This is a genomic window from Kitasatospora sp. NPDC098652 (assembly GCF_044760155.1).
GTDB lineage: Bacteria > Actinomycetota > Actinomycetes > Streptomycetales > Streptomycetaceae > Kitasatospora.
In genome coordinates this window covers 111,629-138,383 of sequence record NZ_JBIWAQ010000005.1, presented here as the reverse complement: position 1 = coordinate 138,383, position 26,755 = coordinate 111,629, and the positions used below count along the sequence as shown (strand labels likewise).

Below are 26,755 nucleotides of genomic sequence, written 5' to 3'. Positions count from 1 at the left end.
CGTGCAGCCGGTCGACCCGCGCCTGCTCGCGCACGCCCGTACCACCCGGGCCTTCCTCGCCGGATCCGTGCTCCTCGGCGGGGCGGGCGCGGCCCTGGTGGTCGCCCAGGCGGGCCTGATCGCCGAGATCGTGGTCCGTGCCTTCCAGCGCGGGGCCGGCCTGGGCGAACTGACCACCCCGCTGGTCCTGCTCGCCCTGACCGCCGTCGGCCGGGGGCTGGTCGGCTGGCTCACCGAACTCACCGCGCACCGCACCGTCGCCCGGGTGAAGTCCACCCTGCGGCGCCGGCTGCTCGACCATGCCACCGCGCTCGGCCCGTCCTACCTGGCGGGCCGGCGCACCGGCGAACTCACCACCCTCGCCACCCGAGGCATCGACGCCCTCGACGACTACTTCGCCCGCTACCTGCCGCAGCTCGCGCTCGCCGTGGTCGTGCCGGTGATCGTGCTGCTGCGGATCGTCGGCGCCGACCTCACCTCCGCCGCGATCATCGCCGGGACACTGCCGCTCATCCCGCTGTTCATGGTGCTGATCGGGATGGCCACCCAGTCCCGGATGGACCGGCAGTGGAACACCCTGGCCCGGCTCTCCCACCACTTCCTGGACGTGGTCGCCGGCCTGCCCACCCTCAAGGTGTTCAACCGGGCCCGCACCCAGGCCGCCACCATCGCCCGGATCACCGCCGACTACCGCAGGGCCACCCTGCGCACCCTGCGGATCGCCTTCATCTCCTCCTTCGCCCTGGAACTGCTCTCCACCCTGTCCGTCGCCCTGGTCGCGGTCACCGTCGGCTTCCGGCTGGTCGACGGCACCCTGGACCTGGAGACCGGGCTGCTGATCCTGGTCCTCGCCCCCGAGGTGTACTTCCCGATCCGCCAGGTCGGCGCGCTCTACCACTCCAGCGTGGAGGGGCTCACCGCCGCCGACGAGATCTTCCGGGTGCTGGAGACCCCGCTGCCCGCCGCCGGCACCCGCCCCGCCCCCGACCTCACCGGCGCCGTGATCACCGCCGAGGGCCTGACCGTACGCCACCCCGGCCGCGCCCGGCCCGCCCTGGACGGCGCCGCACTCACCCTGCGCCCCGGCTCCAGCACCGCCCTCACCGGGCCCAGCGGAGCCGGCAAGTCCACCCTGCTGGCCGTCCTGCTCGGCCTCACCGCCCCCGAGGCCGGCCGCGTCCTGATCACCGCCGCCGACGGCAGCACCCACGACCTCGCCGAACTGGAGCCGGACAGCTGGCGGCGGCAGATCGCCTGGGTGCCCCAACGCCCCCACCTGTTCGCCGGGACGATCGCCGACAACCTGCGGCTGCACCGGCCCGAGGCCCCCGACGAGCAGCTGTGGACGGCGCTGCGGGCCGCCCACGCGCTCGACTTCGTCACCGACCTGGACGCCGAACTGGGGGAGGACGGCGCCGGGCTCTCGGCCGGCCAGCGCCAGCGCCTCGCCCTCGCCCGGGTGCTGCTCGCCGACGACCGGCCGCTGGTGCTCCTCGACGAGCCCACCGCCCACCTGGACGGCGACTCCGAGGCGGCCGTCGTGGCCGCCGTCCGGACCCTCGCCGAGGACCCGGCGCGCACCGTGCTGGTGGTCGCCCACCGGCCGGCGCTGCTGGCCGTCGCCGAGCAGCGGATCCGGCTGGCCGGCCCCGCCGCCGTCGAGGCCGAGCTCCCGGGCCCGGTCGAGCCGCTCACCCACACCGGCCGGCCCACCCCCGCCCCCGCCGTGCCCGAGGAGCCCGAGGCCGAGCCCGCCGCCCCCCGGCTGGCGCTGTCCGTGCTGCTCGGCGCGCTCGCCCTGGGCAGCGCCGTCGCCCTGATGGCCACCTCCGGCTACCTCATCTCCCGGGCCTCCCAACTGCCCCCGGTGCTCCACCTGATGATGGCCGTCACCTCCGTCCGGGCCTTCGGCATCGGCCGCAGCGTCTTCCGCTACGCCGAACGGCTGGTCTCCCACGACGCGGTGCTGCGCACCCTCGGCACCCTGCGGGCCGCCGTCTACCGCCGGCTGACCGTGCTCGCCCCCGCCGGGCTGCCCGCCTTCCGGCGCGGCGACCTGCTCTCCCGGCTGGTCGCCGACGTCGACGCGATCCAGGACCACCACCTGCGCTGGCGGCTGCCCGCCGCCGTCGCGGCCGTGGTCGCGCTCGCCTCGGCCGTCGCGATGGGCGCCTTCCTGCCCGCCGCCGGGCTGGTGCTCGGCCTCGGACTGCTGCTCGCCGGGGTGCTGGTGCCCGCGCTGACCGCCCGCTGGTCGGCCGGCGCCGAGCGGCGCCAGGCCCCTGCCCGCGGCCGCCTGGCCACCGCCGTGGTGGACGGCCTCACCGGCACCGCCGAACTCACCGTGGCCGGCGCGCTGCCCGCCCGGCTGGCCGCCGTCCGCAGCGCCGACGCGGCCCTGACCGGCCTCGCCGCCCGCTCCGCCGCCACCACCGCGCTCGGCACCGGGCTGATCGCCCTGCTCACCGGGCTGACCGTGGCCGCCGCGGCCGCCGTCGGCATCCAGGGGGTGCGCGACGGCGCGCTGGCCCCGGTCTGCCTGGCCGTCGTGGTGCTCACCCCGCTGGCCGCCTTCGAGGCCGTCACCGGGATGCCGCTCGCCGTCCAGGCCCGCCAGCGCAGCCGCGCCGCCCGGGCCCGGCTGGACGAGGTGCTGACCGCGCCGCCGGTGGTGACGGAACCCGCCGAACCGGCCGCGCTGCCGGCGCAGCCGCTGCCCGTCGCGGTGCGCGGGCTGACCGTACGCCACCCCGGACAGGCCGTGGACGCGCTCACCGGCGTCGACCTCGACCTCACGCCCGGCCGCCGGATCGCCGTGGTCGGCCCCTCCGGCTCCGGCAAGACCACCCTCGCCCAGGCGCTGCTGCGCTTCCTGGAGCCCGGTGCCGGGTCCGTCACCTTCGCCGCCGGTCGTCCACAGGCTGTGGACAGCCGCGCGCTCGCGGGCGAGGACGTCCGCCGGGTGATCGGCCTCTGCGCCCAGGACGCCCACGTCTTCGACAGCTCGCTGCGCGAGAACCTGCGGCTCGCCCGCCCCGACGCGGAGGAGGCGGAGCTGCGCGCCGCCCTCGCCGCCGCCCGCCTGCTGGACTGGACCGAGGGCCTCCCGGAGGGCCTGGACACCATGGTCGGCGAGCACGGCGCCCGCCTCTCCGGCGGCCAGCGCCAGCGCCTCGCGCTCGCCCGGGCGCTGCTCGCCGACTTCCCCGTGCTGGTTCTGGACGAGCCCGCCGAGCACCTCGACCTGCCCACCGCCGACGCCCTCACCGCCGACCTGCTGGCCGCCACCGCGGGCCGCACCACCGTGCTGATCACCCACCGGCTGGCCGGACTGGACGACACCACCGTGGACGAGGTGCTGGTGCTGGAGGCCGGCCGGGTGGCCGAGCGCGGCCGCTGGTCCGAGCTGCTCGCCGATCCGGACGGGCGGCTGCACGCGCTGCGGCGTCGGGAGCGGGAGGCGGACGGACTGCTGGAGCCGGTGGGGCCGCTGGACGCCGTGGCGCCGTCGGAGGTGGTGGGGCCGCTGGAGACGGTGGCGCCGCTGGAGGCCGTGGGGCACTGATGGCCGCATCGTCCCTCGGCTGAAAACCGTACAAAAGTAGGCTTTCTCCATGGACCCCACGCCGGATCTCCCCGAGGCCGCCCCCGAGCCCACCCCCCACCGGGTGCCCGAGATCGCCTCGCTCGGGCTGGACACCCTGGTCACCGAGGTCGCGGAACGGCTGCAGTCCGCCGCCGCCGTCACCGACCGGATGCAGCGCCTGCTGGAGGCGGTGGTCTCCATCGGGGCCGGACTCGACCTGCACGCCACCCTGCACCGGATCGCCACCGGCGCCGCCGAACTCGTCGACGCCCGGTACGCGGCCCTCGGCGTGATCGCCCCCGGCGGGCACGGTCTGGCCGACTTCATCCACGTCGGCATCGACGACGGCACCGCCGCCGAGATCGGCGAACTGCCCACCGGTCGAGGCATCCTCGGCGCGCTCATCGACCGCCCCGAACCGCTGCGGCTCGCCGACCTCGGCGCCGACCCGCGCTCCTCCGGCTTCCCGCCGCACCACCCGCAGATGAAGACCTTCCTGGGCGTGCCGATCCGGGTCCGCGAGGAGGTCTTCGGCAACCTCTACCTCACCGAGAAGAAGGGCGGCGGCGCCTTCACCCCCGAGGACGAACAGGTCGTGCACGCGCTCGCCGCGGCCGCCGGGGTCGCCATCGAGAACTCCCGGCTGTACGAGGAGGGCCGCCGCCGGGAACGCTGGATCGCCGGTGCCGCGGCCGTCACCACCGCGCTGCTCTCCACCGAGCAGGCCGAGGGCGCGCTCACCGTTGCCGCCGAACAGGTACGGGAGTTGGCGGGCGCCGCGCTCGGCATGATCCTGCTGCCCACCGGTCCGGCCGGCCCGCCCGGCTCCTCGGCGGACGGGGACGGGCAGATGCGGGTCGCCCACGCCTCCGGCGAGGCCGCCGAGTTCGTCCGCGGCGAACTGCTGCCCAAGGACAGCTTCGCCGCCCAGCTGCTGGAGGGCGACAGCGTCCACCTCGACGACATGTCCAGCGACCCCACCGTGGTGATGCGGCTCGCCCGCAGCTTCGGCCCGTCCCTGGCCGTGCCCATGGTCGCCGCCGGGCGGGTGCTCGGCGGACTCTGCGTCTGGCGCTCGCGCGGCGCCCTGCCCTTCACCGACTCCGAGAAGCAGCTCGCCGAGACCTTCGCCTCCCAGGCCGCGCTCGCCCTGCGGCTCGCCGAGGGCCAGCGCGACCAGCAGCGGCTGGCCGTCTTCCAGGACCGCGACCGGATCGCCCGCGACCTCCACGACCTCGTCATCCAACGGCTGTTCGCCACCGGGATGATGCTGGAGAGCGCCGCCCGCCGGTCCGTCGTCCCCGAGGTCAAGGTGGGCATCGGCAGGGCGGTCGACGAACTGGACGCCACCATCCAGGAGGTCCGCACCACCATCTACGCGCTCCAGCACGACAACCACGGCGACGCCCCCGACACCCTGCGCACCCGGGTCCTGCGTGAGGCCAGCCAGGCCGCCGCCGCCCTCGGCTTCAAGCCCTCGGTGAGTTTCGTCGGCCCGGTCGAGAGCCTGGTCGGGGAGAACACCGGCCGTCAACTCCTGGCGGCCCTGCGCGAGATGCTCTCCAACACGGCCCGGCACGCCCGTGCCTCCCGGGTCGGCGTCGAGGTCGACGCGACCGTCCACCTGGACGACGCCGGACGGCCCGTCGGCGGTGACCCCGAGTCGCTGGACCGGGGCGGGCGGCCCGGCGTGCTGCTGACCGTCACCGACGACGGCGTCGGCATCCCCCAGGGCGGCCGGCGCAGCGGACTGCTCAACCTCACCCGGCGCGCCGAGGCCCTCGGCGGCGCCGCCTGGCACGAGCGCGGCCCCTACCGGAAAGGCGCCGTGGTCCGCTGGACGGCCCGGCTCTGACCGTTCCGGCACCGACCGGTGAAAGCTGAACGAGGGAGAACTTCCCGACCAACGGGGCAAGTTGTGAACGTTCTGGGCTTTCGGCGGTTCCGTGTGCACACATAGCTTGGCACCGTCCCGGAGGGGACGGTGCCGATCAGAACCACTGGACGGAGGGGGCAGTGGACGGTTCCGGCCGCGGTCACACCGCAGCAGGGGCGAGCCGAGGGGGGTTCCGGACCGAGCGTGCACCGGACGGGCGCTACCGCTGGCAGCTGAAGGCACCCAACGGCCGGGTGGTGGCGATCACCGCCGCGCTCTTCGAGACGCCCGGCGAGGCCGAGCGGGGCTTCGACGGACTGCGGGCCGGCGCCGACGGACTGACCGCGCGGATCACCCATGTCCGCGACGGACTCGGCTGGATCTGGGTCGTCCCCGGCACGCGCAGCCTGCCCGAGGTGCGCTCCAGCCGCGCGTACGAACGGTATGCGACGTGCCAGAACGCCTTCCGTCGCTTCGTGGTGCTGCTCGCCAAGCAGCCGCCGCGCGAGCCGGCGGTCCACGAGCCGCCGGTCCGCCAGGCGCCCGGCCGTGACGGGTCCGGCCGCGAGGGAACCGTCCGTGACGCGCCTGTCCGTGACGGGTCCGCGCGTGAACTCCCCGGGAGAGCAGTGTCGTTGAGACGCCCCGATGGCAGCTGAGCGGCGCGGACCGCGGCTGCTGATCGTGCCCGCGGCCGACCGCTGCGTGGGCTGGGCGCTGCGCGCCGCCAACGGGCGGCCGCTCGGCGTCGGCGTGCGGACGTACCGCAGCGAGGAGGAACTCGCCGACGCGGTGCGCGAACTGATCATCGAACGGGCCGCCCTGCGCTGCTCCACCGTCCAGGCGGAAGGCCGCCAGTGGGTCTGGTCCGCCCACCTGCCGGTGCGCACCACCCGGCCGGGCGCGGCCCCCGCCGTCCCGGTCGCCCGGAGCGCCCGCGGCTACCTGCGGCGCGACCAGTGCCAGGCGGGCGTCGAGGGCTTCCTGGCCGGACTCCAGTGGGTCGGGCAGGAGTGGCGACGGTCCGGCCGTGACGGCCGCTGGCCGCTGTAGCTCTCGGTCCGCTCCGTTCCAGGCCGGTCCGTTCCAGGCCGCTCCGTTTTAGGCCGTTCCGCTTCGTGCTGTCCCGGTGAAGCGCAGGTTTCCGGCAACACCCCGAGCCGCCTCCTGGAGAAGAACGTCGACCGGTTTCGCAGCCCCTGTTCCGCCCCTGTCACATCCGGGTTGACCAGTGTCTAAACCTCGTCGAACCGATGAGTCGACATTCCCCGCCCGGCCCCGACGGCCCTTCCGACGGAACCTCCCGGACGGACAGGATCGGCACTGCCGGAGCGGCCGCAGCAGACACGGCCCCCGGCCCCGGACTCCCCCCGGAGCACGGGTTCACGCGATGGACGTCTCTCCCTCGGAGGAAGAGGAACATGCGTAAGACCGCTGCCAAGCTGCTCACCGTCGCCGCCCTGGCGACCTCCCTGGTCACCGTCGTCAGCGGCTCGGCCCTGGCCGACCCGACCGTCACCCCGGCCGCCCAGGACATCGTCGGCGTCGGCTCGGACACCACCCAGGCCGTGCTGAACCAGTTCTCCACCGACTACAACGCCTACCTGGGCGCCGGCTCCACCCAGCCGCACCTGTACAGCTGGGACGCGACCGGTTCCTCGCCGATCACCACCAAGACCGGCGCGACCTCGATCGCCCGCCCGAACGGCTCCGGCGCCGGCATCTCGGCCCTCAAGAACAACACCAGCGCGACCGTGGACTTCGCCCGTTCCTCGCGCGGCCCGCAGTCGACCGACCCGAACACCTTCGACTTCGTCGCCTACGCGACGGACGCGGTGTCCTGGGCCGCGCCGAACAACGGTGACGCGCCGGCCGACCTGACGACGCAGAACCTCAAGGACATCTTCAACTGCAACATCACCACCTGGGACCAGATCGACCCCAGCCTGCCCAGCAACACCATCAAGCCCTACCTGCCGCAGGCCAACTCCGGCACCCGGTCGTTCTTCCTCTCCGCGCTCGGCATCACCACCATCAAGCCGTGCGTCACCGAGGGCGTCCAGGAGAACCAGGGCAGCGACACCGCCCTGTCCGACCCCGACGCGCTGGTCCCCTACTCCGTCGCCCACTACATCGGCCAGGTGTACTACGGCCGGGGCAGCGGCTCCGACGTCCAGGGCCCGCTGACCATCCGCAGCATCGACAACACCGCGCCGGTCGACACCACCAACAAGGTGATCAGCAGCGACTTCGCCGCCACCTCCTACGCCCGCACCGTCTACAACGTGGTCCGTGACGCGGAGTGGAAGGCGACCGACGCCCACGGCGCCGCGCTGCGCAACATCTTCGGCACCACCGGCTGGGTCTGCACCAACGCCACCGCGAAGGCGGACCTCAAGAGCTTCGGCTTCCTGCCGCTCAACGCCGGTGCCTGCGGCAGCACCATCCACTCCTGATCCACTCCTGATCACTCCCCGCACGATCCGACGGCCACGGGCCCGCCGCCCGTGGCCGTCGGCCGTCGGTCGTCAGGAGCCGGCGGCGTGGCCGCCCCTTGACCACCGGTCACCACCGCACCGTCCCACCTCTCCCAGGGAGTTCGACATGGCAAGAACCGGCGTCCGTCTCGCCGCCACCGGGACCGCCGTGGTCCTCGCAATCACCGGATTCTGCGGTGTGGCCGCGGCCGACACCACGGCCACCACCACCGCGCCCACCGGCAGCGCCGTGGTCACGGTCGACCAGCAGTTCCTGGCCAAGAGCCTGCTCGGCGGCATCGCCGTCGTCCCGTTGACGCCGGCCACGGCGGACGTCACGAACAACGTGGTGACCAGCACCTTCCCGGTGACGGGTGGCGTCGCCAACATCCCGTCGTTCTCCGGCCAGGTGCAGCTCGGCGGCGGACTGCTCTTCGTCAACCTGACCAACGGCAAGACCGTCACCTTCAAGCAGCTCGGCTTCAAGGTCCGTGACTGGAACGTCTCGGCGGTCCCGAACGGCGCCACCGCGCCGGTGGCCCTGCTGGACCCGCTGGGCGACACCCAGGTCGGCCGCACCGGCACCACCCAGACGCTCTCGGCGTCCGACCTGCAGCTGGACGCGGCCGGCGCGCAGTACCTCGACGGCGCGCTGGGCACCACGTACTTCACGGGCGGCCAGTCGCTCGGCTCCTTCGCGCTGACCTACACCCCCGGCAGCTGATCCGGCTCCTTCCCGGACGCCCCCGGTGATGCCGGACGATCTCGGTGATGCCAGTGATCTCGGACGTCCACGGTGATCCCGGGTGCCCAGCGGGCCCGCTCCTCGGCGCGGGCCCGCTCCTGTGCAAGGGGAGCGCCCAACTCCGTACCAGGGGCGCCGCGTTGTGTTCTCGTACATCCTGTCGACCGGATCCGGACACGTCCGGCTGGCCGAATGGGTGGGTACTGGGGGTGCCCGGCCGTCGGCATGCCCGATCCCACCTTGCGCCGCGTGCTGGGCGGCGCGGATCCGCACGGAGGTGCCCGCCATGAGAATCCGATTGCCCGACCGGAGGGATCCGGGGAGATGGCGCCGCCGACTTCCGGCGATCGCGCTGGTGTGGTCGGTGGTGGTGGCGCTGGGCGTGGTGCCGATCGGCCTGGGCGCCGGACCGCAGGCGGTGGCGGAGTCCTCCACCGTGACCGTCCCGGGGCCCAAGGTGCTCGACCCGGTGACCGGGACGCGCGGCAGGGCCGGGAAGATCACGGTCTCGCAGACGAAGAACCTGGTCAACCAGGTGGTGCAGGTCTCCTGGAGCGGCTTCACCCCGACCAAGACCACCAGCGGCCAACAGGTCACCCTGGCGCGGGTCGGCGAGGCCAAGTACCTCTACCCCGTGCGGATCTACGAGTGCCGCGGCACCACTCCGAAGGTGACCGACTGCTACAACAGCTCGCTGTACGGCGGTGACGCGAAGGCGGGCTTCCAACAGACCCTGCCGCCCGGGTCGAGCACCGCGCCCGACTTCCCGAGCAACATGGCGATCGCACCGACCGGTGCGGACGGCACCGGTGCCGCGAACATCGAGCTCTACACCCAGGCCCAGGCCCCGACGCTCGGCTGCGACGACACCCACCCGTGCTCCCTCGTGGTGGAGGCGAACTACGGCGGCGACAGCCTCGGCCGGACCACCCCGACGGCCTCCGTCGACTGCCTGAACCACTCGCTGGACAGCTCGAGTTCGCTCGCGAGCGACGCGGCGCTGTTCAGCTACGCGGCCAACGGCATGTCGAGCGGTGAGCAGTGCGCGTGGGAGAACGGCATCGTGATCCCGCTGTCCTTCGCGCCGGTGGCCCAGGCCTGTGCGTCGCAGAACGGTTCGTTCGACGCGGAGGGCCTGGAGATGTTCAACCGGGCCATGCAGCAGTGGCGCGCGGGCCTGTGCCTGAGCGATTCGCCGCTGGCGGTCCGGTACGTGTCGGCCGGCGGTGAGCCGCAGGCCCGTTCGCGCTTCCTCGGCGGGTCGACGGACGTGGCGCTGACCGCCCGGGCGGACGGTTCACCACCGGCCCGGCCCTATGTGTACGCGCCGCTGGCGACCTCGGGCATCTCGGTGGTGTTCTCGGTGGACGACCAGGACACGGGACGGCAGATCCGCGACATGAAGCTCGACGCGCGGCTGATGGCCAAGCTGCTCACCCAGTCCTACGCGCCCCGCGGCGGCGTGGTCACCTCGGTGAAGGGCAATCCGACCTGCCTGTTCGCGGATCCCGAGTTCCTCCAGCTGAACCAGCTGCCGGCGACCTCGGGGCTCAAGTGGCCCAGGTTCTGCGACATGTTCGACTTCAGTCCGACCGTGGTGGGCGGGACGACCGACCTGACGTACCAGCTGACCTCGTGGATCGCCTCGGACCCGGACGCCGCCCGCTTCCTGGACGGCGAGTCCGACCCGTGGGGCATGCACGTGAACACCTACTACCTCCGGCCGGCCTTCTCCGGCTACCCGGTCGACTCCTTCTCGCGGCAGGACTCCTCCGGGATCGTCGGCAGCAAGGTCGACGCCTACCAGCACCTGATGCAGTACGAGTGGAACCCGGTCACCAGCGGACTCGGCCAGGTCGCGCGAGGGTTCCTCCAGAACAAGGCGACCTGCGTCAACCCGGGCCTCAACGGCACCGGCGGGCACGACCAGTGCGCGCCGGTGGACGTCGGGCAGCGGATGCTGATCGCGATCATGGACACCGGCCAGGCCAAGGCCTACTCCCTCCCCGAGGCCCAGCTGCTCAACCCGGCCGGCGCCTTCGTCTCCCCGGGGACCACCGGCTTCCAGGCCGCCGTCGCCGACATGACCGTCGACGCCTCGACGGGCGTGCAGTCGCTGCCGTACGGGACCGCCGACACGGCGTACTCCCGCGACCAGCGGGCCTACCCGCTGACCACCGTGCAGTACGCGATGGTGCCGACCCAGGGCGTCCCGGCCGCCAAGGCCGCCGCGATCACCACCTTCCTGCGGACCACCACGACCAGCGGCCAGGTCTACGGCACCGAGCCGGGCCACCTGGCGCCGGGCTTCCTGGCGCTCACCAGCGCCCAGCGGGCCCAGGCGGCCGACGCCGCCACCCACGTGGAGGCGCAGGACGCCAAGCTGCCCGGCAACCAGGCCGCGCCGCCGAACCCGCCGGCCGTCACCCCCGGCGACGGGGGCACCGGTGGGGGAACCCCGGCGGAGGGCCCGGGCTCGGGCTCGGCGGGCGGCACCACCCCGGTCAGCGCCGGAACCGACAACGGCACGAGCGGTGGCGGCCTCGGTGGGGCCTCGACCGGTGGCCTCGGGGAGGGTGCCGCGACCACCGGGGGCGCCGCCGCGGCCGCGGCCGCCGCCGGGGGCAAGACCCCGGGCGCCTCGCCGAGCACGCCCGGCAAGTCGTTGAGCGCCGCGCCCGTCGCGGCCGGGACGCCGGCCGCGGACCGCTCCGGCACCGCCCGCCTGCTGCTTCCGATCGCGCTGATCGGCGGCCTGGTGCTGCTGGTCGGCGGGCCGGCGGCGCTGATCCTGGGCGGGACACCGGCCGGGGAGCGGACGCTGGCGGGGCTGCGGAGCGGCTGGTCGCGGCTGCGCCGTCGCCCCTGACGGCCGGGGCGCGCTCCAGCCGCCGTCCCACCGGCTGCCGTCGCGCCGGCTGCCGTCGCGCCGGCTGCCGTCGCGCCCCGCGTTGATCGTTGCCGCCCAGGGTGGCCGGAACGGATCCGGCCACCCTGGGGGGTCAACTCCGGCACTGAACTGGCTCGTTGGGGTCTCGTACACGCGTCCGACCCGGGGTGGACACCTCCGGATGGCCGAATGGGTACGCACCGGAACCGTGGTCCGACGCCAACTCGCCGTTCCCGTAACGACTTCGCGACACACCGCGCCGCCGAGCGCTGCCACGGCCGCCACGGCCACCCCAGCCACGTCGCGCCACCGTCCAGTCCGGGCGCCGCCCGGCCATCCGCATCCGAGCACGGAGAGCAGAGCATGACAGCCGCCGCCGAGCCCGCGGCCTCGTCCGCCGGGGCCCCGGGCAGACCTGACCGCGGAGCCGACCGCGGAGCCGACACCGACGTCCCGCGCACCATCACCGCCCCCGCGACCCCCGGCGACCGGGTGTTCCGCGGGGTGCTGCGGGTGGCCGGGCTCTCGGTGTTCGCGATCATGGGCCTGATCGCGTTCTTCCTGCTGCTGCGTGGCTCGGACGCGCTGCGCGCCGTGGGCTGGTCCTTCCTGACCGAGCAGAAGTGGCAGACCGCCGCGCACACCTTCGGCATCGCCGCCGTGCTGCCGAACGGTCTGCTGATCGCCGTGATCGCGCTGGTCATCGCCGTCCCGGTGGCGCTCTCCACGGCGATCTTCATCTCCGAGTACGCGCCGGTCCGGCTGCGGGCCTCGCTGGTCTCGCTGATCGACCTGATGGCGGCGATCCCGAGCATCATCTACGGCCTGTGGGGGCTGTTCTTCCTCCAGCCGCGGATCATCGGTTTCAGCCGCTGGCTCTCCAACCACCTCGGGGACGCGATCCCCTTCCTCAAGGTGCGCACCGGCGACATCGGGACCTCCTACACCTCCTCCACGTTCATCGCGGGCGTCGTCGTCTCGCTGATGATCATCCCGATCGTCACCTCGCTCAGCCGGGAGGTCTTCTCCCAGGCCCCGCAGGGCGAGCGGGAGGGCGCCTACGCGCTCGGCTCGACCCGGTGGGGGATGGTGCGCACGGTGGTGCTGCCGTTCGGCCGCGGCGGCGTGATCGGCGCGGTCATGCTGGGCTTCGGCCGGGCGATGGGCGAGACGATCGCGGTCGCGCTGATCATCTCCCCGAACTTCAAGGCCATCAGCCACATCCTGGAGAACGGCGCCAACTCGATCTCGGCGCTCATCGCGCTGCGCTTCGGCGAGTCGGACGCGCTCTCGCTCTCCGCGCTGATGGCGGCCGGCCTGGTGCTGTTCGCGCTGACCCTGCTGGTCAACGTGGCGGCCGGCTTCGTGATCAACCGGTCCCGCTCCGGGGCCTCGACCGCGGACTGAGGCGGCGCACGGACATGACCGGTCCCGCTGAGACCCCTGCCGCACTCCAGGCGGCGACGCCTGCCGCACCCCGGGCCGCGACCCCCGCCGGGCCCCCGGCCGAGACCCTGTCGAAGGGAACGACCCGATGACCACGCTCGACCTGCCTCCGGCCGCCGCCGCGCCGGGGCCCGCCGCGTCGGGGCCTGCCGTCCCGGGGCCCGCCGCGCCCGCGGCCGGTCCGGCGGAGCCGCGTCCGGAGAAGCGGGTGAAGCTCGGCGGCGTCACCCGCGAGGACGTGTTCACCGTGGCCGGCTCGACGATCGGCTCGCTGGCCCTGAACTGGACGCTGTACGAGCGGGTGCTGCCGTTCAGCGGCGCCTTCGGCTTCCTGGTCTGCTGGTACCTGCTCTTCCTGGCCGCCTACTTCACGCTCGGCCGGCTCCAGTGGGGCCCGCTGCTGGTGCGCGAGCGCCTGGTCTCCGTGGTGGCGTGGAGCGCCGGCCTGCTGGTGCTGGCGCTCATCGTCGACCAGGTCGGCTACCTGGCGGTGCGCGGCTTCGAGGCCGCCCAGCACCTCAACTTCTTCACCGAGTCGATGGAGCGCACCGCCGCGCTCTCCCCGATCACCTCCGGCGGCGCGCTGAACGCGATCGTCGGCTCGCTCGAACAGGTCGGCCTGGCCACCCTGTTCGCCGTACCGCTGGGCATCGCCGCGGCGATCTTCATGTCCGAGGTCGGCGGCCGGATGGCCAAGCCGGTGCGGACCCTGGTGGAGGCGATGACGGCACTGCCGTCGATCGTCGCCGGCCTGTTCGTGCTCGGCATCGTGATCCTGACGCTCGGCTTCGACAAGAGCGGCTTCGCGGCCTCGCTCGCCCTCACGGTGATGATGATGCCGATCGTCACCCGGGCCGCCGAGGTGGTCATCCGGCTGGTGCCCGGCACCCTGCGCGAGGCCTCGTACGCGCTGGGCGGCAGCCAGTGGCGGACGGTGTGGAACGTCGTCCTGCCGACCGCCCGGCCCGGCCTGGTCACGGCGGTCGTGCTCGGGGTGGCGCGCGGCATCGGGGAGACCTCGCCGGTGCTGCTGACCTCGGGCTTCACCCCGCAGTTCAACGCCGACCCGTTCCACGAGCACCAGGTGTCGCTGCCCCTGTACGTCTGGAACTACGTCAAGCAGCCCTACCCCGAGATGGTCGCCCGGGCCTTCGCGGCGGGGCTGACCCTGATGGCGCTGGTGCTGGTCCTCTTCGTCACGGCGCGGGTGCTCGGCGGCCGTCGCCCCGGTGAGCTGACCCGTGGTCAGCGGCGCCGGATCGACCGGGAGGCGCGGCGGGCCGAGAGCGCCGCCCGGGCCGCCCGGGCCGGGGCCCGACCGCCCGTCGCCCAACCGCCTGCCGTCCAACCGCCCGTTGCCCACCCGCCCGTCGCACTGCCCGGGAACAGCTGATGAACCGTCCGACCACCCTCCGTACCAGAGGAGTTCTCATGTCATGGGAGGCCGCAAGGCGCTCCGTGGCCCGTGTCCTGGCGTGCCTGTCCGCGCTGCTGCTCGCCGCGGGCACCCTGCTGTTCGGGCAGGCCGCACCGGCCTTCGCCGCCTCGGTCGCGCTGAGCGCCGACGGCTCCAGCTGGGCCGGCCCGGCCATCGACCAGTGGCGCCAGGACGTCGGGCCGCAGGGCATCCAGATCAGCTTCAACCCGGTGGGGTCGGCGGCCGGCCGGACCGCCTGGAGCAACGGGCAGGACGACTTCACCGCCTCGGACGTGCCGTTCCGCAGCACCGAGGACACCGGCCTCAACTCCGGTGCCCGCACCAGCGGTCAGGGCACCAGGGAGAACCCGGTCTACGGCTTCTCCTACGTACCGATCACCGCGGGCGGCACGACCTTCATGTACAACCTGGTGGTCGGTGGCAAGCAGGTCCGCGACCTCCGGCTGTCCCCGCAGACCATCGTGGACATCTTCACCAACAAGATCACCAACTGGAACGACCAGAAGATCACCGCCGACTACGGCAAGCCGCTGCCCAACCTGCCGATCACCCCGGTGGTCCGCTCGGACGGCTCCGGCGCCACCGCGCAGTTCACCCGCTGGATGGAGCACACCCACAAGGACCAGTGGGACGCCTACTGCTCCTCGGTCAACGGCACCACCTGCGGTGACTACACCGAGTTCTTCCCGCCGTCCGGCCGGATGGTCGCCCAGAACGGCTCCGACGTCGTCGCCGGCTACATCAAGGCCGCGGCCGGCCTGGGCACCATCGGCTACGACGAGTACGCCTTCGCCAAGCGCAGCAACTGGCCGGTCGTGAAGGTGCTCAACCAGGCCGGCTACTACTCGCTGCCGACCGCCTCCAACGTGGCCATCGCGCTCACCGCCGCCAAGATCCGCGGCGTGGACGACGACACCCCGGCGTCCGACCCGAACTACCTCCAGCAGAACCTCGACGGCGTCTACACCATGGACGACCCGCGCTCGTACCCGATCTCCAGCTACAGCTACGTGATCGTGCCGCGGGCCGGCGCCGCGCTGCCCCCGCCGGGCCGGTTCAACAACGACAAGGGCGCCGCGCTCAGCCGCTTCCTCGCCTACGTGCTCTGCGAGGGCCAGGGCGAGGCCGACGGCCTCGGCTACTCGCCGATCCCGCGCGGCCTGGTCAAGGGCGGGCTGCTGCAGACCAAGTCGATCCCCGGCAACGCCAGCCCGGTCAACCCGGACACCCTGGCCAACTGCGCCAACCCGACCTTCAACTCGGCCGGTGAGCTGACCGTCCTCAAGAACGCCCCGCAGCCGAGCCCCTGCGACAAGCAGGGCGCCCCGCTGGACTGCACCGTCCAGAACGGCCAGGCGGTCAAGGCCGGTTCGGGCGGCTCCGGTGGTTCCGGCGGTTCCGGTGGCACCGGCGGCGCGGCCGGCGGCTCCGGTGGAACGGGCGGCACCGGCCACGGCACCGGCGGGAACGGCGGCACCGGTGGCAGCGGTGACGCGGCCGGCACCGGCGGCGCCGCGGCCGCGGGCGGCGACCCGAACGCCGCCGCGGCCGGCGACCCCGCCGCGGGCGACGGCTCCGCCGACGTGGTCGACCCGCAGACCGGCCAGGTGGTCGCGCGCGGCCGGGGCGGCGCCACCGAGGTCGCGGCCAACGTGGTCGAGGTGAGCGGCCGGCCCGAGGACTGGACGCTGTCCTCGCTGACCGCCGTCGAGCTGCTCGCCGTCGTCCTCGTCCCGCCGCTGCTCGGCCGCCGGCTGCTGCGTCGGCGCAAGGGCTCGGGCGGTGCCTCGTGACGGCACCGGTCCTGGAGAAGCCGCTCGTCCTGCCGCCGCCCGCGGTCGGGGCGCCCCCGGCCCGGCCCGCCGCCGTCACCCCCGCCCGGCGCCGCTTCCTCCAGGGCGCCTGGGCGGCCAGTCTGGCGGCCGCGCTGGTGCTGGGCTTCGTCGGCTTCCTGTTCACGCTCTCGCACGTCCAGGAGCGGCACTACCAGTCGACGGCGTACAAGACCTTCCAGGACCAGCTGGCCCGGGCGGTCGCCCCGACCGGCGCGGCCGCCGACGGCGACCCGGTGGCGCTGGTGGACATCCCGGCGATCGGCCTGCACCAGGCCGTGGTGGTCGAGGGCACCACCGGCCGGGACCTGATGCGCGGCCCCGGCCACCGCCGGGACACCGCACTGCCCGGCCAGAGCGGGGTGGCGGTGCTGTTCGGGCGCGGCGCGACCTTCGGCGCGCCGTTCGCCCGGCTGACCGGGCTGCGGGTCGGCGACCGGATCGAAACCACCACCGGGCAGGGCAAGTTCACCTACGTGGTCAACGTGTACGGCGACGGCGACCACCCGATCACCGACCCGGCCCGCAACCGGCTGGTCCTGGTCACCGGTGACTCCGACTGGATCCCCGGCTCCACCGTGATGGTCGGCGCCCGGCTGGAGGGCGATCCGCAGCAGAACCCCGGCGGCCGCCCCGCCACCGTCGCCTACGACAAGGCGCTGGCCGCGGACAAGGGCGCGCTGGCCACGCTCCAGCTCTGGTCGCTCGCACTGCTCTGCGCGGTGACCGGGGCGCTGCTGCTGGCCCGGTACTGGCGCCGCTCGACCGCCTACCTGAGCGCCGCGCCGGTGGTCGGCGCCCTGCTCTGGGCGGTCTACGAGAACGCCGCCGCCCTGCTGCCCAACCTCTACTGACGCGCGCCCGGAGGACGTACCGATGACCGACACCGCCGACACGGCCGACACCGCTGACATCGCCGACAGCACGCACCAGCCGCACGACGCGGCGGTCGACCCGGCCGCCGACACCCTCACCCTCCCGCCGGTTCCGCCGGTCCCGCCGGCCCCGGCCCCTCAGGGCACCCTGGCCGAGGGCCCCGGCGGGGTGCTCGCCGGGCTGGAGACCCGGGACGTCTCCGCCTGGTTCGGTAGCCGCAAGGTGCTGGAGCGGGTCTCCCTGGCGATGCCGGCCGGCGAGGTCACCGCGCTAATCGGCCCGTCCGGCTGCGGCAAGTCCACCTATCTGCGGATCCTCAACCGGATGCACGAGATGGTGCGCGGCGCCGCCCTGGCCGGCGAGGTGCTGCTGGACGGGGACGACGTCTACCGGCCCGGCCGGCGCCCCGCCGAGGTGCGGCGCCGGATCGGCATGGTGTTCCAGCGGCCCAACCCGTTCCCGGCGATGTCCATCCAGGACAACGTCTCCAGCGGGCTCAAGCTGGCCGGGATCAAGGTCTCCAAGGAGGAGCGCCGGGACCTGGTGGAGACCAGCCTGCGCCGCGCCGGACTGTGGGACGAGGTGGCCACCCGGCTGCACGCCCCCGGCGGCTCCCTCTCCGGCGGCCAGCAGCAACGCCTGTGCATCGCACGGTCGTTGGCCGTCTCGCCGGACATCCTGCTGATGGACGAGCCGTGCTCCGCGCTCGACCCGACCTCCACCCGCCGGGTCGAGGAGACCATCGCCGAACTGCGCGGGCGGCTCACCATCGTGATCGTCACCCACAACATGCAGCAGGCCCAGCGGGTCTCCCAGCGCTGCGCGTTCTTCCTCGCCACCCACGACACCCCGGGCCGGATCGTCGAGGCGGGGCCGACCGAGCAGCTCTTCGGCAGCCCGCGCGACCAACGGACCTCCGACTACGTCAACGGCCGCTTCGGGTAACGGTGTTACCGGCCGGAGTCGGCGATCAGCCGCTCCAGCACCGCCGCGACGCCGTCCTCCTCGTTGCTCACCGTGTGCAGCGGCACCGCCGCCAGCACCTGCGGGTGCGCGTTGGCGACGGCGTACGCGGTGCCGGCCCAGGCCAGCATCTCCAGGTCGTTCGGCATGTCGCCGAAGGCCACCACCTCGGCCCGGTCGATGCCGTGCTCGGCGCACCAACGGGCCAGCGTGCTGGCCTTGGTGATGCCGGGCGCGCTGATCTCCAGCAGGGAGATCGGCGCGGAGCGGGTGATCTCCGCCAGGTGCCCGGCGGCCGTCCGGGCCTCGGCGAGGAAGGTGTCCGGGTCGAGGTCCGGATGCTTGGCCAGCAGCTTGAACAGGCCCCGCACCGGGCCGCCGTCCGCCAGCAGCTCCTCGGCCGGGCCGACCGCCCGCACCTCGTCGTCGCCCCACATCAGCACCTCGTACCCGGGCTCCCGGGCCCAGCCGTCCGCGTACTCGAAGGCGAAGGCGGTGCCGGGCAGCTTGGCCCGCAGCGCCTCGACCACGGCCAGCGAGGTCGGCGCCGACATCGGGAAGTACTCGATCAGCTCGCCGCCGCGCCGCACGTCCACGATCGCGCCGCCGTTGGAGCAGATCGCCACCCCGTGACCGCCGATGTGCGGGCTCACCTGCTGCATCCAGCGCGGCGGCCGGCCGGTCACGAACACCACCTGCACCCCGGCCGCCTCGGCCGCCGCCAGGGCCGCGGCGGTGCGATCGCTGACGGTACCGCCGGAGCACAGCAGGGTGCCGTCCAGGTCGGTGGCGATGAGGCGGGGAGCGGTGCGGGGTGAGGTCACCGGTCCATCTTCGCCCATCGCCGCCGCCCGGTCACCGCCCCGGCGCCGCCGTCGCCGGCCCCGGTGGCCCCTGACCGTAAGGACGGGTTCCGGCCCTTCCTGCGCCGCTTTCCGGCCGATCCGCCCCCGCCCGGGGTGTCGCGGCGGGCCGACGGGCAGGAACCCCCTGGTCACCCCGTCGGCAGGAAGAGCCATGCCCACTCGCCAGCTCCGTGACGAGCCGCCCCCGACCCTCCCTTCCCCGGATCCCCCCGCCGCCTCCCGCGAGCCGGTGCTGCTCGGCGAGGTGCTGTTCCACACCCTCGCCGAACTCGCCCGCCGCACCCCGGACCAGGCCCCGGCCTTCCCGGCCCAACGCACCCGCCCCCACCCCTGACCGCCTCCCACCGGCGCGCGGTCTCGATGCCGGTCCGCCAGTGACCTGTCGGCCACTGGCGGACGGATTGCTCCGCGTGGGTCGGCGGCGCGAACCACGGGGAGGGCGGTCCTACTCAGCGGAGCTGGGCGAGGCCCTCGGTGGCGATCTTCTCGAAGACGGCGAGGTCGTTGGCGAAGATCGAGTCCGGGACGGGCCAGTGGATCACCAGCTCGGTGATGCCCAGCTCCTGGTAGGTGCCGGCGAAGTCCACGAAGGCGTCCAGCGACTGGAGCGGCTTCTCCGCGGTTGAGCCCTGGAGCAGCACCTTCTCCAGCGTGGCGACGTCGCGGCCGGTCGCCTCGCAGGCCGCCGTCAGCTTTCCGATCTGCTGCGCGATCACGGCGGGGGCCTGCTCGACCGGCACGTCCGCCGGGCCCTTCGGGTCCCCGTAGGTCACCCAGCCCTGTCCGTACTCGGCCGCCAGCCGCATCCCGCGCGGGCCGGCGGCGGCCACGTAGAACGGGACCCGCGGGGTCTGCACGCAGCCGGGGATGTTCCGCGCCTCGACCGCCGAGTAGTACGTGCCCTCGCGGGTGGTGGCGTCCTCGCGCAGCAGCTCGTCCAGCAGCGGCAGGAACTCGCCGAACCGGTCCGCCCGCTCCTTCGGCGACCACGCCTCCTGCCCCATCGCCGTCGCGTCGAACCCGACCCCGCCGGCCCCGATCCCCAGCGTGATCCGTCCGCCGGACACGTCGTCCAGCGTGATCAACTCCTTCGCCAGCGTCACAGGGTGGCGAAAGTTCGGCGAGGTTACGAGCGTGCCGAGCCGCAGGCGCTCGGTGGCGGTCGCGGCGGCTGTCAGGGTCGGCACCGACCCGAACCACGGCTCGTCCCGGAAGGACCGCCAGGAGAGGTGGTCGTAGGTGTACGCGGCGTGGAATCCGAGGTCCTCGGCCCGCCGCCAGATCTTCTGTCCTTCGCTCCACCGGTGGATGGGGAGGATCACCGTACTCAGTCGCATGCCGCCGACCCTACGCCCTCGACGGTCGCCCAAGGCGCGGCATGAATATCGATGAGGTGACATTGCAGCGCACTGCGAACGAAAAGGAGGAGGACATTAGATTCCATCAATACGAGAGACATCTTCCGGCTGCAGTGGCCTAAACTTTTCCGTCCCGATGACTGGGATCACTCCTTCGCCATCCAGGGATTTGAGTGTCCCCAGGAGTTTGCCCTGGGCCCAGCTGTTCCATGATTTGGCAATCAGGTTATAGGAGCTCTTGCGCCCGGCGCTGGTCCCAAGGAGTACTCGGTCGCGAAAAAATCGATTCCGCAGAACAAGGCGTGGATCCTTCTGATCCATGTTGGCGCCAGAAATCAATCCGTTGGCCCAGTCTTCAATTCTATCGGCGTACTCCGTGCGAGCCGCCTGGGCCAGAACCACCAGATGAGTGGGCTGGTTAATTCCTGCCGCCCTATAGGAAGCGGCGGCTAGAGGGGCCAGGTTGACCAGCTCCGGCCAGGCAGCCACTGCCCTCAGAATGTCGGAAGTTGTCGCCTTGGTGTCATAGAAGCCGTCAAACAGCGTCACCGGATCCCACATCTTATAGAGCTGGCCGATAATTCGGGCTGCGGCCGCCACGATCACACGGTGCGGGATCTTCAGGAGCTGAGCCGCTTGGCGCCTATGTCCTGCATCGAGAACGTCAAACGTCTCGACGAGACAGTTTGGAATAACAAGCATCTCAACCGAGACATTTGAGAGCTTGATCGCCTTCAGTCGATGCTGCCCGTCAAGCAGCTTGCCCGTGGTATCGAACGCGATTCCTTGATGAGTTGTCCTCCACTCACCCCTTGCCATAGCTCGAGCGTAGCGTTCGTAAACCGTGTCGGATAGAACGCGATTATGCTCCGGATTGCAGTGAGTGAGCCAGAGATCCGCCATGTGAGGGGTGATGATCATGTAGGACGGGCCATCGGGGAGCGGCGGGAGCTTTACTGTCGACAAAAAATCACTCCACTGCAAAGGGTGCGAGAAATTTCCGTCGGAAATTCTAGCCTCGCCCTCCGAGTAGGGCCACCAACTGCTTGATAGGGATAAAATAAGACGGCACTTATTTGATTTCTGATCGATCTGCCTCTAGATCTGACTCTGTACGCTACGAGAACCGACCGCATGGACGGCGGCGCGAACCGTGCCAGCAACCATGACCCCGGCCCTGCAGGGCCTTCGGCCAGCCGCCGTCGGCGTCATCTACGACGAGGTCGACGAGATAGCCTTTGCTACGCGCCCCACGGGATGCGGAGGGAATCTCTTAACCGCCCAGGCTTTCCCGGGCTGGAGGGAGCACCAGGTACCTGCGCGAGGAGTCGATCGCGCCCTTGCCGATCCGCCGACTGGCCGCCGCCCACCCGCAGACCGTCGACACGGTGTTCCGAAAGCTGCTGCGCAAACCCGGATTCACCTGGAGCGAGCACGGAGAAGCCTTGCTGCGCCGTCGCAAGCCCCGGTACTACGAGCAGGAGCCCCGTCCGGGCGTCTCGGTGATGGGCAAGCGCCTCAGCAAACTCGCTCGCGGCGCCCAGCGGCAGAAGTTCACCAGGACGCGGCGCGTACCGAGCCAGCCCGACCACACGGCGGGAGCGGATATCGGCCTTCAGTAACGGCCCATGTGTGGCATCGCCTTCTCCGCCAGATCGATGATCGCCTGTGCTTTCGGCAGATCTCCCCTGACTTCCTCGGGGGTGACCGGCGGTGCTTCGGCAGACCGGTATTCGCTCTCGTTCCGGCGGACACGCATGCGGCTGAACGGTCGCAGGATGCCTCCGAGTGGCGGGTCCAGCTGTGCCTTGACCGCCTCGTAGACCGCGACGTGGCCGCCCCGACTCGTGGCGCGAAGCCCCTGGTTCATCAAGACCGCCGCAAGTGCCTTGCGAGCAGCGTCGTACGCAAGGCTGTAGGCGCCGACCGGGTCGACATCGAGAACCAGCTTCGCGGATTCCACGTGTTGCCGAGCCTGGGCCAGTTCCGCTTCGGCATGCTCCGCCGAAGCCGGCACCCTCTCGACCTCCCGGCGTTGGATCAGGTCATCCACGACCGTGCGGCCCTGTTCCCAGCGACTCATTCGCCGCTCTCCTCACGTAGTGCCAGACGAACCCGTGGCCTCCCGCGAACCGAGGTCAGGAAGGGTTCATTGCTCGGCGAGGCCCATGCCTCCGGAGTGACACGGTGGACGTTGACATCCCGGTACAGCTCCCTTGAGGCCCGCTCCGCGATGTCGAAGAGATCGTCCGGGGCGGGCCGCCCGATGACCAAGACGGCGATGTCCGCCGGGCTCGGGCCCGGTGCGCCGCTGTAACGGGCCGCCCAGGAGCCGTAGATGTACGCCTCATCGATGCCGTCCAGGTCGGACAGGAGCGCACTCAGCCGAGGCATCGGCCCGTACGTCACAAGCAGCAGGTCACACAGCGGCTTGTACAGGACGGTGCCGGTCATGGCTGTGATGACTCGGGTCCGCCCGACCCGTTCCTCTGAGAGGATCTCCGCGCCGACCAGCCGGTCCGCCTCTCGGAGGACGGCAGTGTGCGAGGCCTTCAGCTCCCTGGCAAGGTCGGTGAGCGTCCAACTGCGATCCGGGTGCAACAGCACGAGTGCCAGCAGGTCTCCCTGCAGCTGGGATCGGAAGAGCGGTAGTAGCGAGGGCGCCGACATCTTCATCAAGCGCACAATAGCATGCGCGTAATGCAGATGTTCCTCGTAAAATACGACTACTGCGCAGGTCGGACTGCGACAGGTGAACGAGGCGTGACCGAGGTGACCAGCGTCCCCAGCCGGATCCGCTCGGTCGCGCACGCCGCCGCCGTCAGGGTCGGCACCGACCCGAACCACGGCTCGTCGCGGAAGGACCGCCAGGAGAGGTGGTCGTAGGTGTACGCGGCGTGGAAGCCCAACTCCTCGGCCCGCCGCCAGATCTTCTGTCCTTCGCTCCACCGGTGGATGGGGAGGATCACCGTACTCAGTCGCATGCCGCCGACCCTACGCCCTCGACGGTCGCCCAAGGCGCGGCATGAATATCGATGAGGTGACATTGCAGCGCACTGCGAACGAAAAGGAGGAGGACATTAGATTCCATCAATACGAGAGACATCTTCCGGCTGCAGTGGCCTAAACTTTTCCGTCCCGATGACTGGGATCACTCCTTCGCCATCCAGGGATTTGAGTGTCCCCAGGAGTTTGCCCTGGGCCCAGCTGTTCCATGATTTGGCAATCAGGTTATAGGAGCTCTTGCGCCCGGCGCTGGTCCCAAGGAGTACTCGGTCGCGAAAAAATCGATTCCGCAGAACAAGGCGTGGATCCTTCTGATCCATGTTGGCGCCAGAAATCAATCCGTTGGCCCAGTCTTCAATTCTATCGGCGTACTCCGTGCGAGCCGCCTGGGCCAGAACCACCAGATGAGTGGGCTGGTTAATTCCTGCCGCCCTATAGGAAGCGGCGGCTAGAGGGGCCAGGTTGACCAGCTCCGGCCAGGCAGCCACTGCCCTCAGAATGTCGGAAGTTGTCGCCTTGGTGTCATAGAAGCCGTCAAACAGCGTCACCGGATCCCACATCTTATAGAGCTGGCCGATAATTCGGGCTGCGGCCGCCACGATCACACGGTGCGGGATCTTCAGGAGCTGAGCCGCTTGGCGCCTATGTCCTGCATCGAGAACGTCAAACGTCTCGACGAGACAGTTTGGAATAACAAGCATCTCAACCGAGACATTTGAGAGCTTGATCGCCTTCAGTCGATGCTGCCCGTCAAGCAGCTTGCCCGTGGTATCGAACGCGATTCCTTGATGAGTTGTCCTCCACTCACCCCTTGCCATAGCTCGAGCGTAGCGTTCGTAAACCGTGTCGGATAGAACGCGATTATGCTCCGGATTGCAGTGAGTGAGCCAGAGATCCGCCATGTGAGGGGTGATGATCATGTAGGACGGGCCATCGGGGAGCGGCGGGAGCTTTACTGTCGACAAAAAATCACTCCACTGCAAAGGGTGCGAGAAATTTCCGTCGGAAATTCTAGCCTCGCCCTCCGAGTAGGGCCACCAACTGCTTGATAGGGATAAAATAAGACGGCACTTATTTGATTTCTGATCGATCTGCCTCTAGATCTGACTCTGTACGCTACGAGAACCGACCGCATGGACGGCGGCGCGAACCGTGCCAGCAACCATGACCCCGGCCCTGCAGGGCCTTCGGCCAGCCGCCGTCGGCGTCATCTACGACGAGGTCGACGAGATAGCCTTTGCTACGCGCCCCACGGGATGCGGAGGGAATCTCTTAACCGCCCAGGCTTTCCCGGGCTGGAGGGAGCACCAGGTACCTGCGCGAGGAGTCGATCGCGCCCTTGCCGATCCGCCGACTGGCCGCCGCCCACCCGCAGACCGTCGACACGGTGTTCCGAAAGCTGCTGCGCAAACCCGGATTCACCTGGAGCGAGCACGGAGAAGCCTTGCTGCGCCGTCGCAAGCCCCGGTACTACGAGCAGGAGCCCCGTCCGGGCGTCTCGGTGATGGGCAAGCGCCTCAGCAAACTCGCTCGCGGCGCCCAGCGGCAGAAGTTCACCAGGACGCGGCGCGTACCGAGCCAGCCCGACCACACGGCGGGAGCGGATATCGGCCTTCAGTAACGGCCCATGTGTGGCATCGCCTTCTCCGCCAGATCGATGATCGCCTGTGCTTTCGGCAGATCTCCCCTGACTTCCTCGGGGGTGACCGGCGGTGCTTCGGCAGACCGGTATTCGCTCTCGTTCCGGCGGACACGCATGCGGCTGAACGGTCGCAGGATGCCTCCGAGTGGCGGGTCCAGCTGTGCCTTGACCGCCTCGTAGACCGCGACGTGGCCGCCCCGACTCGTGGCGCGAAGCCCCTGGTTCATCAAGACCGCCGCAAGTGCCTTGCGAGCAGCGTCGTACGCAAGGCTGTAGGCGCCGACCGGGTCGACATCGAGAACCAGCTTCGCGGATTCCACGTGTTGCCGAGCCTGGGCCAGTTCCGCTTCGGCATGCTCCGCCGAAGCCGGCACCCTCTCGACCTCCCGGCGTTGGATCAGGTCATCCACGACCGTGCGGCCCTGTTCCCAGCGACTCATTCGCCGCTCTCCTCACGTAGTGCCAGACGAACCCGTGGCCTCCCGCGAACCGAGGTCAGGAAGGGTTCATTGCTCGGCGAGGCCCATGCCTCCGGAGTGACACGGTGGACGTTGACATCCCGGTACAGCTCCCTTGAGGCCCGCTCCGCGATGTCGAAGAGATCGTCCGGGTCGGGCCGCCCGATGACCAAGACGTCGATGTCCGCCGGGATCGGGCCCGGTTCGCCGCTGTAACGGGCCGCCCAGGAGCCGTAGATGTACGCCTCATCGATGCCGTCCAGGTCGGACAGGAGCGCACTCAGCCGAGGCATCGGCCCGTACGTCACAAGCAGCAGGTCACACAGCGGCTTGTACAGGACGGTGCCGGTCATGGCTGTGATGACTCGGGTCCGCCCGACCCGTTCCTCTGAGAGGATCTCCGCGCCGACCAGCCGGTCCGCCTCTCGGAGGACGGCAGTGTGCGAGGCCTTCAGCTCCCTGGCAAGGTCGGTGAGCGTCCAACTGCGATCCGGGTGCAACAGCACGAGTGCCAGCAGGTCTCCCTGCAGCTGGGATCGGAAGAGCGGTAGTAGCGAGGGCGCCGACATCTTCATCAAGCGCACAATAGCATGCGCGTAATGCAGATGTTCCTCGTAAAATACGACTACTGCGCAGGTCGGACTGCGACAGGTGAACGAGGCGTGACCGAGGTGACCAGCGTCCCCAGCCGGATCCGCTCGGTCGCGCACGCCGCCGCCGTCAGGGTCGGCACCGACCCGAACCACGGCTCGTCGCGGAAGGACCGCCAGGAGAGGTGGTCGTAGGTGTACGCGGCGTGGAAGCCCAACTCCTCGGCCCGCCGCCAGATCTTCTGTCCTTCGCTCCACCGGTGGATGGGGAGGATAACGGTACTCAAGCGCATGCACCGACGATACCGAGGCAAATCGGTGGAGCTCCGGACTGCTCGCGAGATGGCACGAGTAGGTCGGCTAGCGTTACGCCATGGGCGCGTTGAGCAAGCGAGAATTGGCCGCACTGGTCGAGGAAGCGACGGTCGACACCTATGACGAGTACGAAAAGGTGTCGGCTCTGTTCACCGCGGTCGAGGAAAACCTGGCAGTGCCGTTCAGCACCTCGGTGCTGGGCGTCGAGGTGACCGTGCGCGGTGTCGATCTCTCACGGGACGGAAGGATCGTCGCCCTGTGCACTCGTCGTGAGTTCCGGCAGGTGATCGGGCTGCTGGACCTCCCTCTGCCGGACCCGGCTCCGGACGGAGTGGAGTGGGTCGAGGCATACCGCCACTACTGGGTGCAGTGAGCGTCGCAACCTTCAAGG

The 26,755-nt window shown here is 71.1% G+C and carries 24 protein-coding genes and 2 pseudogenes; 16 read left to right on the top strand and 10 right to left on the bottom strand.

Annotation, left to right across the window (positions count from 1 at the left end; translation table 11 throughout):
- Position 1: 1 nt before the first annotated feature.
- From cydD to ACIQWA_RS13555, 12 genes are all read left to right on the top strand, one after another.
- A complete protein-coding gene (gene cydD / locus ACIQWA_RS13610) occupies positions 2–3,565 on the top strand; it encodes a thiol reductant ABC exporter subunit CydD (RefSeq protein WP_402481853.1) in 3,564 nt (1,187 codons plus the stop codon).
- Positions 3,566–3,614: 49 nt separating this feature from the next.
- Entirely contained in the window at positions 3,615–5,441 is a 1,827-nt protein-coding gene (locus tag ACIQWA_RS13605) for a GAF domain-containing protein (RefSeq protein WP_402481851.1), read from the top strand.
- Positions 5,442–5,719: 278 nt separating this feature from the next.
- Positions 5,720–6,121 carry a hypothetical protein gene (locus ACIQWA_RS13600; protein WP_402481848.1) on the top strand — a complete coding sequence of 134 codons (402 nt, stop codon included), beginning with the start codon at positions 5,720–5,722 and terminating at the stop codon, positions 6,119–6,121.
- Positions 6,111–6,515, top strand: a complete 405-nt coding sequence (locus ACIQWA_RS13595; protein ID WP_402481845.1) for a hypothetical protein — start codon at positions 6,111–6,113, stop codon at positions 6,513–6,515. The genes ACIQWA_RS13600 and ACIQWA_RS13595 overlap by 11 nt, the downstream gene beginning before the upstream one ends.
- 368 nt (positions 6,516–6,883) lie before the next feature.
- Positions 6,884–7,918 (top strand): PstS family phosphate ABC transporter substrate-binding protein, encoded by a 1,035-nt coding sequence (locus ACIQWA_RS13590; RefSeq protein ID WP_402481844.1) that lies wholly within the window; start codon positions 6,884–6,886, stop codon positions 7,916–7,918.
- 148 nt (positions 7,919–8,066) lie between these two features.
- Positions 8,067–8,663, top strand: a complete 597-nt coding sequence (locus ACIQWA_RS13585; protein WP_402481841.1) for a hypothetical protein — start codon at positions 8,067–8,069, stop codon at positions 8,661–8,663.
- A 307-nt stretch (positions 8,664–8,970) separates the two neighbouring features.
- Positions 8,971–11,553, top strand: a complete 2,583-nt coding sequence (locus ACIQWA_RS13580) for a hypothetical protein (RefSeq protein ID WP_402481839.1) — start codon at positions 8,971–8,973, stop codon at positions 11,551–11,553.
- A 384-nt stretch (positions 11,554–11,937) separates the two neighbouring features.
- Positions 11,938–12,981 carry a phosphate ABC transporter permease subunit PstC gene (gene pstC / locus ACIQWA_RS13575; RefSeq protein WP_402481837.1) on the top strand — a complete coding sequence of 348 codons (1,044 nt, stop codon included), beginning with the start codon at positions 11,938–11,940 and terminating at the stop codon, positions 12,979–12,981.
- Between the two features lie 127 nt (positions 12,982–13,108).
- Positions 13,109–14,413 (top strand): phosphate ABC transporter permease PstA, encoded by a 1,305-nt coding sequence (pstA, locus tag ACIQWA_RS13570; RefSeq protein ID WP_402481835.1) that lies wholly within the window; start codon positions 13,109–13,111, stop codon positions 14,411–14,413.
- Positions 14,414–14,478: 65 nt separating this feature from the next.
- The gene (locus ACIQWA_RS13565; protein WP_402481832.1) at positions 14,479–16,251 is read left to right on the top strand and encodes a substrate-binding domain-containing protein; all 1,773 of its coding nucleotides are present in this window, start codon (positions 14,479–14,481) and stop codon (positions 16,249–16,251) included.
- Positions 16,248–17,144 (top strand): sortase, encoded by an 897-nt coding sequence (locus ACIQWA_RS13560; RefSeq protein WP_402481830.1) that lies wholly within the window; start codon positions 16,248–16,250, stop codon positions 17,142–17,144. The genes ACIQWA_RS13565 and ACIQWA_RS13560 overlap by 4 nt, the downstream gene beginning before the upstream one ends.
- 190 nt (positions 17,145–17,334) lie before the next feature.
- The gene (locus ACIQWA_RS13555) at positions 17,335–18,111 is read left to right on the top strand and encodes a phosphate ABC transporter ATP-binding protein (protein ID WP_360239629.1); all 777 of its coding nucleotides are present in this window, start codon (positions 17,335–17,337) and stop codon (positions 18,109–18,111) included.
- A gap of 5 nt (positions 18,112–18,116) precedes the next feature.
- Here ACIQWA_RS13555 and ACIQWA_RS13550 read toward each other — a convergent pair whose 3' ends face one another.
- Complete coding sequence (locus tag ACIQWA_RS13550) at positions 18,117–18,971, bottom strand: HAD family hydrolase (protein WP_402481827.1); 855 nt, start codon at positions 18,969–18,971, stop codon at positions 18,117–18,119.
- Positions 18,972–19,146: 175 nt separating this feature from the next.
- Here ACIQWA_RS13550 and ACIQWA_RS13545 point away from each other — a divergent pair, with 175 nt between their 5' ends.
- On the top strand, positions 19,147–19,329 hold the full coding sequence (locus ACIQWA_RS13545) for a hypothetical protein (protein ID WP_360239464.1): 183 nt from the start codon (positions 19,147–19,149) through the stop codon (positions 19,327–19,329).
- Positions 19,330–19,444: 115 nt separating this feature from the next.
- Here the strand turns inward: ACIQWA_RS13545 and ACIQWA_RS13540 are convergent, their stop codons facing one another.
- A complete protein-coding gene (locus ACIQWA_RS13540; protein WP_402481824.1) occupies positions 19,445–20,332 on the bottom strand; it encodes an LLM class flavin-dependent oxidoreductase in 888 nt (295 codons plus the stop codon).
- Positions 20,333–20,428: 96 nt separating this feature from the next.
- Positions 20,429–21,274 carry a hypothetical protein gene (locus tag ACIQWA_RS13535; RefSeq protein ID WP_402481820.1) on the bottom strand — a complete coding sequence of 282 codons (846 nt, stop codon included), beginning with the start codon at positions 21,272–21,274 and terminating at the stop codon, positions 20,429–20,431.
- A 419-nt stretch (positions 21,275–21,693) separates the two neighbouring features.
- On the opposite strand from ACIQWA_RS13535, the gene ACIQWA_RS13530 reads away from it, so the two are divergent.
- On the top strand, positions 21,694–21,975 hold the full coding sequence (locus ACIQWA_RS13530) for a hypothetical protein (protein ID WP_402481818.1): 282 nt from the start codon (positions 21,694–21,696) through the stop codon (positions 21,973–21,975).
- On the opposite strand, the gene ACIQWA_RS13525 is transcribed toward ACIQWA_RS13530, so the two are convergent.
- The 4 genes and pseudogenes from ACIQWA_RS13525 to ACIQWA_RS13510 all read right to left on the bottom strand — a co-directional run bounded on the left by ACIQWA_RS13525 (position 21,969) and on the right by ACIQWA_RS13510 (position 24,279).
- On the bottom strand, positions 21,969–22,436 hold the full coding sequence (locus ACIQWA_RS13525; protein ID WP_402481815.1) for a hypothetical protein: 468 nt from the start codon (positions 22,434–22,436) through the stop codon (positions 21,969–21,971). The genes ACIQWA_RS13530 and ACIQWA_RS13525 overlap by 7 nt on opposite strands.
- A complete protein-coding gene (locus ACIQWA_RS13520; protein WP_402481823.1) occupies positions 22,433–23,029 on the bottom strand; it encodes an ArsR family transcriptional regulator in 597 nt (198 codons plus the stop codon). Before ACIQWA_RS13520 ends, ACIQWA_RS13525 begins: the two co-directional genes overlap by 4 nt.
- Before the next feature lie 65 nt (positions 23,030–23,094).
- Positions 23,095–23,337, bottom strand: a pseudogene (locus ACIQWA_RS13515) (LLM class flavin-dependent oxidoreductase); the annotation flags it as partial.
- A gap of 96 nt (positions 23,338–23,433) precedes the next feature.
- Positions 23,434–24,279: a hypothetical protein gene (locus tag ACIQWA_RS13510; RefSeq protein WP_402481820.1), complete on the bottom strand. Its 846-nt coding sequence runs from the start codon at positions 24,277–24,279 to the stop codon at positions 23,434–23,436.
- 419 nt (positions 24,280–24,698) lie between these two features.
- Between ACIQWA_RS13510 and ACIQWA_RS13505 the strand changes: the two genes are divergently transcribed.
- A complete protein-coding gene (locus ACIQWA_RS13505) occupies positions 24,699–24,980 on the top strand; it encodes a hypothetical protein (RefSeq protein ID WP_402481818.1) in 282 nt (93 codons plus the stop codon).
- On the opposite strand, the gene ACIQWA_RS13500 is transcribed toward ACIQWA_RS13505, so the two are convergent.
- From ACIQWA_RS13500 to ACIQWA_RS13490, 3 genes and pseudogenes are all read right to left on the bottom strand, one after another.
- Positions 24,974–25,441, bottom strand: a complete 468-nt coding sequence (locus ACIQWA_RS13500) for a hypothetical protein (protein ID WP_402481815.1) — start codon at positions 25,439–25,441, stop codon at positions 24,974–24,976. The genes ACIQWA_RS13505 and ACIQWA_RS13500 overlap by 7 nt on opposite strands.
- Entirely contained in the window at positions 25,438–26,034 is a 597-nt protein-coding gene (locus tag ACIQWA_RS13495; RefSeq protein WP_402481812.1) for an ArsR family transcriptional regulator, read from the bottom strand. Before ACIQWA_RS13495 ends, ACIQWA_RS13500 begins: the two co-directional genes overlap by 4 nt.
- A gap of 65 nt (positions 26,035–26,099) precedes the next feature.
- Positions 26,100–26,342 (bottom strand): annotated as a pseudogene (locus ACIQWA_RS13490) (LLM class flavin-dependent oxidoreductase); the annotation flags it as partial.
- A gap of 80 nt (positions 26,343–26,422) precedes the next feature.
- On the opposite strand from ACIQWA_RS13490, the gene ACIQWA_RS13485 reads away from it, so the two are divergent.
- Positions 26,423–26,737, top strand: a complete 315-nt coding sequence (locus tag ACIQWA_RS13485) for a hypothetical protein (protein WP_402481809.1) — start codon at positions 26,423–26,425, stop codon at positions 26,735–26,737.
- Positions 26,738–26,755 lie beyond the last annotated feature (18 nt).